This window comes from Streptomyces sp. NPDC097619 (assembly GCF_040302735.1).
GTDB lineage: Bacteria > Actinomycetota > Actinomycetes > Streptomycetales > Streptomycetaceae > Streptomyces.
The window spans coordinates 1-12,527 of the sequence record NZ_JBEOSD010000205.1 but is presented as its reverse complement, the minus strand read 5'-3'; the positions used below and the strand labels follow the sequence as shown (position 1 = coordinate 12,527).

General features: G+C 70.0%; 7 protein-coding genes. 4 read left to right on the top strand and 3 right to left on the bottom strand.

Annotated elements, in window-relative coordinates; genetic code table 11:
* Positions 1-232: 232 nt before the first annotated feature.
* The 3 genes from ABTZ17_RS33535 to ABTZ17_RS33525 form a co-directional block, all read right to left on the bottom strand.
* A complete protein-coding gene (locus ABTZ17_RS33535; protein ID WP_352199579.1) occupies positions 233-811 on the bottom strand; it encodes a hypothetical protein in 579 nt (192 codons plus the stop codon).
* A 593-nt stretch (positions 812-1,404) separates the two neighbouring features.
* The gene (locus ABTZ17_RS33530) at positions 1,405-1,776 is read right to left on the bottom strand and encodes a hypothetical protein (protein WP_352199578.1); all 372 of its coding nucleotides are present in this window, start codon (positions 1,774-1,776) and stop codon (positions 1,405-1,407) included.
* Positions 1,766-2,323, bottom strand: coding sequence for a hypothetical protein (locus tag ABTZ17_RS33525; protein ID WP_352199577.1), 558 nt, complete (start codon positions 2,321-2,323; stop codon positions 1,766-1,768). Before ABTZ17_RS33525 ends, ABTZ17_RS33530 begins: the two co-directional genes overlap by 11 nt.
* Before the next feature lie 699 nt (positions 2,324-3,022).
* Here ABTZ17_RS33525 and ABTZ17_RS33520 point away from each other — a divergent pair.
* The 4 genes from ABTZ17_RS33520 (at position 3,023) to ABTZ17_RS33505 (ending at position 12,417) form a co-directional block, all read left to right on the top strand.
* On the top strand, positions 3,023-3,253 hold the full coding sequence (locus tag ABTZ17_RS33520; protein WP_352199576.1) for a hypothetical protein: 231 nt from the start codon (positions 3,023-3,025) through the stop codon (positions 3,251-3,253).
* A 690-nt stretch (positions 3,254-3,943) separates the two neighbouring features.
* Positions 3,944-4,162 carry an STAS domain-containing protein gene (locus ABTZ17_RS33515; RefSeq protein WP_352199575.1) on the top strand — a complete coding sequence of 73 codons (219 nt, stop codon included), beginning with the start codon at positions 3,944-3,946 and terminating at the stop codon, positions 4,160-4,162.
* A 115-nt stretch (positions 4,163-4,277) separates the two neighbouring features.
* A complete protein-coding gene (locus ABTZ17_RS33510) occupies positions 4,278-5,174 on the top strand; it encodes an ATP-dependent DNA ligase (protein WP_352199574.1) in 897 nt (298 codons plus the stop codon).
* A 607-nt stretch (positions 5,175-5,781) separates the two neighbouring features.
* On the top strand, positions 5,782-12,417 hold the full coding sequence (locus tag ABTZ17_RS33505) for a polymorphic toxin-type HINT domain-containing protein (protein WP_352199580.1): 6,636 nt from the start codon (positions 5,782-5,784) through the stop codon (positions 12,415-12,417).
* Positions 12,418-12,527: the final 110 nt, after the last annotated feature.

The following is a 12,527-nucleotide window of genomic DNA, read 5'->3' as shown; positions in this document are numbered from 1 at the left end:
ACGGACAACGCTTCCCACTCAAGATCCGACAGCTCATGACGACGCACCATGCGACGCATGATTCCCCATCAGGACCCTTTGAAGACACTGCCTAGGGCCGGTATTTCGCTCGTGTTCGGGTTGGCTTCTCGGCACCGGGGGCGACGGCCCGTGCCGGATCCCCGCCAAGCCCGGCCGGGCGCCGGTACCCTTCCGGACCAGCCACAGCGCCCCGCCGGTCGCTGCCGAAGAGCTATCGGACGATGGTGCTGCCGTCCAGCTTTTCGGATCCCTCCATTTTCCCCGTCAAGGCTGGGGCCTCATCGGACTTTTCCTTCATGACCCACTGCAGGATTTCATTGACGGCGCGAGAGTCAACCAAATGGATTTGGAATTCAGATGTTCCGGGAAGCGGCGTTACATGACAGTGCCACTCTTTCTCTGCGATGTTGATTGAGCAAGGGTTATAGGACGGCCACATGGTGCCGTCATCAATATTTTTGATGAACCCCCACAAGGATCGCCCCTGTAGGTCTCCTTCGAAAGTTCCGGAGAGGTCGGCGCTGCTGGCGGCTCCGATCTTGGGGTGTGTTTCGATCTGCGCCGTGACCTTGGAAAGGGACGCCGGCTTCGCATCTACAATTTTCAAAGCAACCAGTACAGCTGGATTGGCGGCGAGCAAGGCGAAGACTGCCGAAAGCAGTCCTGTCAAGGCGATGGCGAGCGGAGTGTGTTCACTCACCCACGTTGATACGCGTCCACCGCGTCGACCGTTCTGCCCGACTGTATCCTCGCCGACATCTGCGGATTCGGTCACTTCATCAGAGCTCACGAGACCCCCCTTTCGCGAGCGATACCAACTTCCAGAACCCGGCAAACATCTGATCAAGGGGGAAACCCTTGCGGCCTCCCCAGGTGCTGGCACCGCGGGTGTGGGCGGTGCTGTGGGTCGTGCGGGAGGCACCCCTTGTTGGCGGATCCGATCGTCCCGCTCGGTCGGTTCGGCCGAGGTGGGGGTGTGTCCGGCGGCGATTTCGATGGCGAGGGCCGCCACCACGTCCGTGGAAGGGATGGTGTGTTCGTCTTCGCTGTCACGGCGGGCGATGATCTCGGCGCGAGTCCACCTTCGGCGGCCGTGGAGTTCGTTGCGGTGGAGAAGCCGTACCGGCCCCGGGGGTCGGTGTGCTGCGGGTGTACGTGCCTACCGTCCAGGTCACCTATGCCGCTGCGACGGGTGCGTGAGAGGAGGGCGGCCGCCTGGGCACGGCCGCTTACGCCGCCGTGTGGCTGGCCGCCCTGATCACCGGCGTGTTCATCATGAACGACGCGGTCGGTGCGGTTGATGAACCGCCGCGCCTGTAGCCGCAGGCAGCGCGGAACGCGGAAGGGTCGGTCACCACATGGTGCTGACCGGCCCTCGAACCTTCAGCCCGAGTTGCGGTCTTCCTGCTCGTTTGCGGAATCGGTGGCGGTGTCGTCACCGGTGACGATAGGGCCGGTGACGTTACGGCCGGTGGCGACACTGCCGGGTCCGGCGTGGACAGATCCCGTGAACTGCCACAGGGAGGCTGCGGGGCCCTGACATCCCTCAGCGACCGATGAATCGGCCTCGCCTCCTCCCCGTTCAGCGGATCGGATGGCCCCCGGGGCAGGGATGCCGGTGATCGGGGCGGGACCGGCGCGATGGAACTTGCGTCCGATCCACGCGATGGTGCGCGCCCCCGCCCTGGTCGCGATGAAGGCGGCGAAGCCGCCCAGGAGAGCGGGGATGCTGTCCACCAGCAGGTCAGAGATCACGACGTGCCGCCTCCTTCGAGCAGATCCACGTGGTAGCGCCCGCGGCCAGCATGGCGCCCAGGAAGAGGAGTCCCGACTGCTGACCGACCATGGGTTTGACCGCGTCGGGTCCGTCCGCGGTGGCGGCCAGGATCGTCGCGATGAACATGAGGATCAAGTTGACCAGGCAGAGGATCGCGAGCTGAGCCGACCCCTTCTTCCGCATCTCCTGAAGGGCTTGGATCGCCGCTTGGATGGTGATCCCGATACACACCATGTAGAGCTGTGCCTGGCTGACGAGATCCCACCACTCGGGCTGAACGAACCCGGTGGTTTGACGGTCCGCGAGTACTTTGATGAACGTCGGCATGAGCGCGAAGAGAATCGACCCGGCGAACCACCCGCCGAGCTGCATCGCGGCCTCTTTGTTGATCGCTTTCGCAAGATCCGGACTCGACAGCGCAGGAGACGGGGCCAAGGGCGGTGCCGGAGCGGGCAGAAGGCTCTGAGCCGGTGAGGCAGAAGGGTTCTCGGCGCTCTCACCCGAAGGGGAAGCCGTCGTGGTCATAGTGCTCCTGGATGACAACTACACGTGAGAAAAGCCTAGTTGTAGTAGCGGGCCGATGTACCCCCACTGACCCGAGACGGCAGATTCACGCCCCGTCCACCCGGGACCGACCTCGACCACGCAGCCCGGGTCGATTGCAGGCGGGCCCGCGGCGGGGCCGTCGAAGTGCCCCCATTACCGGGCGCACGACGTGGCCCTGCTGCCGGTGCTGCACCCCGGGGTGGATTGGACGGCTCTGCGCACCCTTGGCCCCGGCCGCTGCTCCCTGCTGGCCGGGCGTGAGCTGGTGGAGGGTGCCACGGTGACGTTCGCGTCGGTGGCCCGGATTGCCCGGGTGGGCCGGGCCGCCGTGGCCGTGTGGCGGCGCCGGGCACGGCGACTTCCCGGCGCCGGTGGGCGGTACGGCCGTCTCTCCGCTCCTCGACCTCGACCAGGTGACGGCCTGGCTCCTCGCCCACGGCAAGATCACCGTCCCGCACGTCCCGGAGCATGGCACGCTCCTGCTCCGCACGGCCGCCGGTGGCGGTACCCGCACGATCCGGCTGGACGCCCCGGAGTGCCGGTTCGCGGAGGCGGCGGACGCCGAGGACACCGTGGGCGGGTGGGTGGTCGAAGCCGACGCCGACCCCCTCACCACGGCGGCCGAGCAGCCGTCAGGGGCGCGGCATCCTGCGCCTGTCCGTGCCCGGGGAGCCAGCCGTGGCAGTCCGCGGTGGTGCCACCCTCACCGCCCGGTCCGAAGTCCGCCGGGGCCGGGTGTGGGTGGCCCTGCGGTGGCGGGCGGGCCTGCGGGGTGAAGCCGGCCGGGCCGAGCACGCCGAGGCCGTACCGGCCCCGCAGGAGGGCTGCCCGTGCCGGGCACAGGACTGCGGCGGGATCACCGAAGCCGGCGCCTGCCCCCTCACGGGACCGCCACCGCACCCGCCCTGACCCGCCACCCGGCAGGCGGGATCCGCTGCACCGAGCTGCGCGCGGCAAGGGAGTACGCGGGGCTGGTCTAGGGTCGGCGTAGCCCGCGCCGACATGGGTGCGCGTGGTCAGGCCCGGTGCCCCACTTCGCTCTGGGGGGCAGTACCACCGGGCCGCCCCACCCCCCTCGCGCTCTGGTGGTGTAGACGTGCACGTCTACACCACCGGGCCGCCGAGGAGCCGGAGCAGCGCCGCGCACCGCCCCCGCTGTGCACCTGTGGTGCGTCGGAGCAGCGCCGTGCGCGCCCCTGCCACCACTGCCCACCGCCCTTCCGTTCTCGCGCCCTGGTGGGTGGCGTGTGTACCTTCTGCCGGCCTGTAAGGGGCGGGTCGGGTGTTCGTTTTGAGGGGTAGGCTCGGTGGTAGCCGTTGGTGTGACCCGCGCTGCCGCATCCCCCCGACGCGTGGTGGGGTGCTTCCGGTACGGACCTCCTCGATTCGCGTGGCCGACGTAGGGGTCGCGTACTTCCTTCCCGCTCGCGGGGAGGGGAGGGCCTTTCTTCTACCGGGACGGCAGCCATGAATCGCGCTACCCCGAAACCGGCGTTCCCTTCCGTCGGTGTACACACCTCCGGTCGCGGCCGGGCGGTGGTGGAGTACAGGCCCGGCCCTCCCGAAGCGCTGTGGGTGTTCTTGTCGGGAGAGTTCGACATGGACGCCGAACCCGCCCTCCACCAGGTCCGGGCGGCGGGAACCGTCGCGATGGTGGTCGACGTGTCCCGGGTGACATTCGCCTGCTCCTCCCTCCTCCACACCCTCCTCGCGCACCGCACCCACATCGTCATCGCCGGCCCCGTACCCCCACAGCTCGCAAGGCTCCTCAAGCTGACGTGCACCACCGACCTCTTCACCTACACCTTCACCGCCTGACCACCCCCACCGCCCAACCGCGTCCCGTCCGGCCCCGGCCCGGCTGCGCTCGGCCGGGGCCGCCGGGAGGATCGGGCCCGGACGCGGGTAGGCGGCTGGTCGAAGGGAGGTGGCGGTGGTGGTGCTGGTTCCCCCGGTGGTCCCGATGTTGGCGCAGGCCGCGGAGTCCATGCCCGGCCCCGCCACCCTTCGGGGAGGTCTGGCTTTTGAGCAGAAGTTCGACGGCCACCGGGCAATCCTGTTCACCCCGTCCCGGCCGGGCGGGCCCGTGCTGCTCCAGACCCGCCGCGGCGCCCTGATCCAAGACCGCTTCCCCGACCTGATCGCCGCAGCAGACCAGCTCCCGGCCGGGCTGGTGCTGGACGGTGAGCTGCTGGTGTGGGACACGGTGGCGGAGCGGTTGTCCTTCGAGGGGTTGCAGCGGCGGGCGGCGTCCCGCCGGACCGCCGCCGACCTCGCCGTGTCGCTGCCCGCGTTCTTCGTGGTCTTCGACGTGCTGCAGCAGGACGGCCGGGAGGTGATGGACCTCCCGTACCCGGAGCGCCGACGCCGGATCGAGACCCTGTTCGCGGCGCGCGGGCTGACGGCTCTGTGGACGTTGTGTCCGATGACCACCGACCCGGGCAAGGCGCGGGAGTGGTTGGAGACGTGGACGGACGTGTCCGGCGTTGAGGGCCTGGTGGTCAAGGGCATGGAGACCCGCTACCTGCCGGGGTTCCGGGGGTGGACGAAGGTGCACCGGAGGGACAGTACGGAGGCGGTGGTGGGCGCCGTCACCGGCACCCTCACCCGGCCGCAGGTACTCATCCTGGGCCGCCTCGACGCGGACGGCCGCCTGCATCCGGTGGGCCGGACCGTCCCGCTGCGGCCGGAGCAGCCCCGACAGGTGAGCGAGCACCTGGTGGCCGCCGAGGCGGGCACCCGTAGGAAGGGGTGCGGTTCACCGCGTCGTGGCGCGGCCGTGACGTCCTCGACGCGGTGTTGGTGCGGCCCGAGCCGGTCGCGGAGGTGAGCGCGGATCGGGCATTGGCCGGGGCGGGGTCTACCGGCATCCGGTCCGCTTCCAGCGTCACGGAATGTCGTCGGCAGGGTGGGTTCATGAACTCTTCGTCCCGTGATGTATCGAGCCTCGATGACGACCACGCCCGCCCTGACTGGCTTTTGCGCCCATTTCGTGGTGAGGAGGGGGCGAGCGCACGGGATGCGGCAGAGGGAGCGTCGGCCCGGAGCGCCGGGTGTGTTGCGAAGTGGAGACCCGCCGCGCGCCCGCAGGGCTGTACGGCTGAAGAGGAAGAACTGAGAGTCGGAGTTCCCGGTCGGACACGCCCGCAGCCCCGCGCGGCGTCTGCCGCGACACACCCGGGATTGTGACAGGGATCATGGAACCGGTCGAAACTCACTGCTCCGCATTGCAATCTTGGTCATCGTTTGAGGCTTTTAGTCTCCGTTACGTTCACCGTTGCGCACCACCATCGGGCGCGAACTGACGCAGTACGCACACGAAACGGGGACACATGCAGTTCCACATACCCGCTCCAGAAGAGCGCGGACGACCTTGGAACGGGAGGAGTCTGGCCTACATCGCCGGCGGACTCGTCCTGGCCCTCGGCGTCTCGCTGATGGACGGAACGAGTGCCGCTGTTGCGGCGGAGACCAAGGCCCGGGCCGCCGCGGCCGCCAAGGCCGGGAAGCCCAGCGTCACGGCGGCGGCGGACATCCCGTCCGCACGCGTCGCGGCGCGGCTGTCGGGCAAGCGAGTCGAGGCGCTCTCCGAGCGTACGGAGACGTCCACGACCTGGGTGAACAAGGACGGTTCCCTGACGTCCGAGATCGCGGCCGGTCCGATCCGCTTCCGCGACACCGTGACCGGCGAGTGGCGCAACGTCGACGTCGCCCTCACCGCCCAGCCCAACGGCTCCGTGGCATCCAAGGCCCACCCCCGCGGCCTGCGCCTCGCGGGCAGGTCCGGCGCGAGGGCCGCCTCCCTGAAGGCGGCTCAGGCCGCGCCGGCCACCGACCTGGTGACCCTGGGCCAGGGCGACGAGCAGATCACGCTCCAGTGGCGCGGCGGCCTGCCGAAGCCGGCCCTCGACGGCACCCGCGCCACCTACGCCAACGCCGTGCCTGGCGCCGACGTGGTCGTGGAGGCCACCCGTACCGGGTTCGAGCAGTTTGTCGAGGTCAAGTCGCAGCCTGCGGCCGGGTTCTCGTACACATTGCCGCTGAAGACCAAGGGTCTGAAGGTCACCGCGCAGCCCGACGGCAGCGTCCTGTTCACGGACAAGAAGTCCAAGAAGACCGCCACGATGCCGGCGCCTGTGATGTGGGACGCCACGGTGGACCCGGCCTCCGGCGAGCACACCAACCGCTCGCGCGTGGCCATGAAGGTCGTCAAGACCAAGGGCGGGGTGGACCTGGTCATCACGCCGGACGCGGAGTTCCTGGCGGACCCGAAGACGAAGTACCCGGTGACGGTCGACCCCTCGACCTCCAGCCTGAGCAGCATCTTCGACACCTACGTCCAGCAGGGCGAGACCGTCGACTGGTCGGCAGACACCGAACTCGACCTCGGCAACCCCGGCACCAAGAACGGCGACGGCACCTGGCGCACCGCCCGCTCCTTCATCACCTGGAACACCGCGCCGGTCGCCGACGCCATGGTCTCCAGCGCGACTCTGTCCCTGTGGAACTTCCACTCCGGGAACGCCCCCGAGTGCACCGGCCAGTCTTGGGAGGTGTGGACGGCGAACAACGCCTCCACCTCATCCCGGTGGACGAACCAGCCCTCGATGGTGACCAAGATGGCCACCTCGACCCAGACCAAGGGCAACACGTCCTGCACTTCCGCCCCTGACGGCTGGATCACCGCGGATGTCAAGGACCTCGTCCAGCACTGGGCCAACAACAAATGGGGTCACTCGGGCATGGGCCTGCGGGCCACCGACGAGCTGAACGCGAAGCAGTGGAAGCGGGTCAACTCCGCGAACGCCGCATCGAACCCCCCCAAGCTGACGGTCACGTACAACTACCGGCCGCGCACGGGTACGAAGCAGGAAGCGGGCTCGCCCTTCTTCTCCTACGGCGGCGCCTACGTCGTCAACACCCTCACCCCCACCCTGCGCGACACGTTCATCGACGTGAACGGCGACAAGGTCCAGGGCGCGTTCCAGATCTTCGACAACGCCACCAACGCCCAGGTCGGAGACGTACTGCGCTCGGCCTTCGTGCCTTCCGGGCAGCCGGCCTCCGTCAAGGTCCCCGCCGGGGTGCTCACCAACGGCAAGACGTACCGCTTCCGTACGTCCCCTTACGACGGTACGCATTACAACCTGGGCTGGTCGGCGGAGAAGACCTTCACGGTCGACACCACCGCCCCCTCCGCCCCCACCGGCATCACGTCCACGGACTACCCGGCGAACGCTTGGGTCAAGGGCGCGGGCCAGGCGGGCACGTTCAACGTGACGCCGCCCGCCGCCGACCACAACTGGCTCGAATGGTCTCTCGACGGTCTGACCTGGACCAAGGTCCCGACCGGTGGCGCCGCAGGCGCGAAGGCGATCTCCATCGCCCCGCCGAAGGACGGCACCCACACCCTCCAGGTCCGCACGGTCGACAAGGCGGACAACAAGTCCGAGGCGATCGACTACACCTTCCACGCCGGACCGGGCGGCTTCGTCCAGCCTGCCGCGGGTGAGCGCACCGCCCGCCGCCTCGCCCTGGTTGCGGAGGCGGACGGGGGCAGGTACAACAGCGTCTCCTTCTCCTGGCGCCGCTCCGAGGCAGACGCCTGGGTGCAGATCCCGGCCGGGCACGTGACCTCCAGCGGCACGCCGCTCACCTCATGGCCCGTCCCGCTGACCGGGGGCCAGAACACCCCGCTCGTCTGGAACACCACCGACACCGTCGACCCCGACGGAACGGTCCAGGTCAAGGCCGACTTCACCGGTCCCAACCTCGCCACCGGCGCCACCCAGCCGCTGTCGGTCGTCGTCGACCGCAACGCCTCCGGCGCGGCGACGCAGGAGGTCGGCCCCGGCTCGGTCAACCTTCTGACCGGCGACTACAGCCTCTCCGCCACCGAGGCGCAGCACTTCGACCTCTCGGTAAGCCGCACCGCCACCTCCCGCACCCCGCAGGCCGCGGAGAAGCAGGCCGGCCAGGCGCCGATCTTCGGCAAGGAGTGGGTCTCCGGCACGGTCGCCGAGGCCACCGACTCCGACTACAGCCACATCCGCCGCATCTCGGATACCGCGGTCGTCGTGGTGAGCGCGGAGAACGAGGAAACCCACTTCACCGCCAACGCCGCTAAGAACGGCTGGATCCCCGAGCCCGGCTCCGAGGACCTGACCCTCACCGGCAGTACAACAGGCTCCTTCACCCTCTCCGACACCGACGGCGAGGTGACCACCTTCACCAAGCCGGACGCCGCCGCGCCGACCTGGCAGGTCTCCAGCGCCCTGCTGGACGGCCTGGCCGCGTCGACGACCACCGTGGTCTCGGAGACCGTGACGGTGAACGGCAACAAGCTGGCCCGCCCCCGGCGGATCATCGCCCCGACCTCGGCGGCCGGCCCGGCGGTCTGCACCGCCACCCCGGCGACCAAGGGCTGCCGCGCGCTGGAGTTCGTCTACGCGACGGCCACCACCGCCACGGCCTCCGCCTTCGGCGACTTCACGGACCAGGTCAAGGAGATCCGCCTCTGGTCCACCGCCCCCGGTGCAGCGGCAGCCACTTCGCGGCCGGTCCAGAGCTACCTCTACGACACCTCCGGCCGACTGCGCCAGTCGTGGAACCCGCAGATCACCCCGGCACTGAAGGTCCAGTACGACTACGACTCCGCCGGACGCGTCACCACGCTCACCCCGCCCGGGCGGCTGCCGTGGACCTTCACCTACGGCAAGGCCGGAACAGGCTCCGCGGCAGGGGAGGGCATGCTCCTCAAGGCGTCCCGCCCCGGCCTGAAGCAGGGGACGACCGATGTCGTCGAGGGCGAAGCCGCCATCAGCATCGTCTACGACGTGCCGCTGACCGGCACCAGCGCCCCGTACCGCATGGGCGCTGCAGACGTGAAGGCCTGGGGCCAGACCGACGCCCCGACCGACGCCACCGCGGTCTTCCCCGCGGACGCCGTTCCCGCCTCGCACGACGGCACCGCCCTCGCCGGCTCCGCCTACGGCCGGGCCGCCGTCAGCTACCTGGGGACCTCGGGTCGGGCGGTCAACGAGGTCACCCCCGGCGGGCACACCTCCACCACCGAATACGACCGCTACGGCAACACCGTACGCGAGCTGTCGGCAGCCAACCGTGCCCTCGCGCTCGGCATCACCGCCGCCGACCGGGCGGCGCAGGCCGAGCTGGGCATCCAGCTGCTGCCGTCCGCCGAGCAGGCCGACCTGCTCGCCACCACCTCCCTCTACAACCCCGGGGGCACGCGGGAGCTGGAGGAGCTCGGCCCCCTGCGGCGCGTCGACCTGACCTCCGACCTGAAGTCCGGCGCCACCACGCTGGTCTCGGCCGGCACTTCGGTGACGGCCCGCAGCCGGAAGGTCAACGAGTACGACGCCGGGCGTCCCACCGACGGAACAGCCGCCTCCAAGGACCAGGTCACCCGGGTCACCTCGGGCGCGGAGGTCCGCGAGCACCCCGGCGTGCTCGGTGAGACCCGCGTGACGCAGACGGTCTTCGACTGGGCCAAGGGCCTGCCGACCAAGGCGATCCAGGACCCGGGGGGCCTCGCCCTCACCACGACGACCGAGTACGACGCCCAAGGCCGCGTGACCAAGAGGTCCAACGCCGCGGCCACGGGCGCCGACGCCGGCACGGTCGTGACCGCGTACTGGTCGGCCACCGGCACCGGCGCCTGCCAGGGCCGTCCCGAATGGGCCGACCTGATCTGCTCCGTCGGACCCGGCGGCGCGATCACCGGCGGCGGATCCCACCCGGCGCAGCTGCCGACCACCACCACCGAGTACGACTGGTACGGCAGCGCAGCCACCGGCACCGAGACCGCCAACGGCGTCACCCGGACCACCACCACGTCCTACGACGCCGCAGGGCGTCCGGTCACGGTGAAAGTCACCGGCGGCCTCGGCCAAGCGGTCCCCGAGACCACCACCGAGTACGACGCGGCGACCGGCGAGGAGCTGAAGACCGTCTCGCCCACCGGCGGCACGATCACCCGCGCCTTCGACAAGCTGGGCCGCCTGGTCTCCTACACGGACGCCGACGGCGGCACCACGCGCACCGAGTACGACCTCCTCGACCGGCCCGTCAAGGTCTCCGACACGGTGCCGTCCACGGTCACCTACACCTACGACCACAACGTCGAGCCCCGCGGCCTGGCGACCAGGACCACCGACTCCGTGGCCGGCGCATTCGAGGCCACGTACGACGCCGACGGCAGCGTCTCCAAGGAACGACTGCCCGGTGGCTACACGCTCTCCCAGACCGAGGACCCCACCGGCTCGGCCGTGCTGCGCACGTACACGCGTGACAGCGACGGCACCGTGGTGATGTCCGACGCGGTCACCGAGTCCGTCCACGGCCAGACCACCGGGCACGCCGGCTGGTCCGACCAGAGCTACGGCTACGACCGGACGGGACGCCTGACCACGGTCGACGACACCGTCGAGACGGTCTGCACGCGCCGCACCTACGGCTTCGACGCGCGCGCCAACCGCACCTCGCTGACCAGCGCAGTAGCGGCGCCCGGCGGGGAGTGCACCTCCACCGGCGGCACGACCCGCACGTCGGCCTTCGACAGCGCCGACCGCATCGTCGACGCCGGATACGCCTACGACGCCTTCGGCCGCACCACCGCCCTGCCGGGAGGCGTGAGCGTCGGCTACTACGCCAACGACCTCGCCTACCAGCAGACGTCGGGCACCAAGCGCCAGACCTGGAAGCTGGACGCCGCCCTGCGCTTCCGCTCCTGGACGGTGGAGAGCAACAGCGGCGGGACCTGGTCACCCGCCGAGAGCAAGCTCAACCACTACGACGGCGCCGGCGACAACCCCCGCTGGGTCGTCGAGAACACCGCCACCGGCGCGCTGACCCGCAACGTCGACTCCCTCTCCGGGAGCCTCGGCGCCGTCACCGGCGCCGCCGGCGACACCGTGCTCCAGTTCACCGACATCCACGGCGACGTGGCGCTCCAGCTCCCGCTGAACGCGGGCGAGGCGCCGGTGGTCCTGGACACCGACGAGTACGGCAACCCGCGCGACCCGCAGCAGGCCGTCCGCTACGGGTGGCTCGGCGGCAAGCAGCGCTCCAGCGAGACCCCCGCCGGCTTCACCCTGATGGGCGTACGCCTGTACAACCCGGCGACCGGCCGCTTCCTGAGCGTCGACCCGGTCCAGGGCGGCAACGCCAACGCCTACGAGTACTGCACGGCCGACCCGGTCAATTGCTACGACCTCGACGGCAAATGGGGTTGGAAGAAGATGTTCCGTAAGGCCAAGCGGTGGGCCTGGCGGAACAAGTGGGACATCGCCCTCACGGCCGTGGGCTTCGTGCCCGGCCTCGGCGCCGCGGCGTGGGGCTACCGCGCCTACCGCGGCTACCGCGCCATCCGCGCCGCCCGGGCGGTCGGACGCTCCTGCCGGGTGAACTCGTTCCTCCCGGACACGCCGGTCGTCCTGGCCGACGGAAGCAGCAAACCGATCAGCGACATCGTGGTCGGCGACCGCGTACAGGCAATCGACGAGCAGACGGGCGAGTTCAAGGTCTCCCCGGTCACCGACGTCATCGTCGGCCGAGGCATCAAGGACCTGGTGACGCTCTCGGTCGACGCAGACGGCAACGGCACCGCCGAACCCGTCACGGCCACTACGGGCCACCCGTTCTTCACCCAGGGTCGCGGCTGGGTGGACGCAGGCGATCTGACCACGGGCGCCCGCCTGATGAACCCGCAGGGCACGCTCCCGACGGTCACCTCCGTCAGCCGTGCGCGGGCCGAGCGCACGGTCTACAACCTGACCGTCGGCGGCACCCACACCTTCTTCGTCGCCGTGGACGGCCAGACGGCCCTCGTCCACAACTGCGCCCGTTACATCCCCAAGAAGCCCAACGTCACCAACTGGTGGCACCCCACGCGCTTCTCCAGCAGGGCAGCAGCGATCAAGAAGGCGAAGGACGTCGCGCGGACCGGAGGCCGGTGCCGCTACCGGGGTCCGTGCGGTTCGGGCACCCACGTGCACGTCGACTTCATCAACCGGTTCGGGCGGATCTTCCGCACCAACCACTACCGCTGGTAAGTCGAGCGGCCGGACCGGCGGGGGGGGCCGGCGGGCGCGCCGCCCCCCGCCCCCCCCCCCCCCACGTCGACCTCTTCAATTACAGAACAAGTAGAACCACAAAAACATCT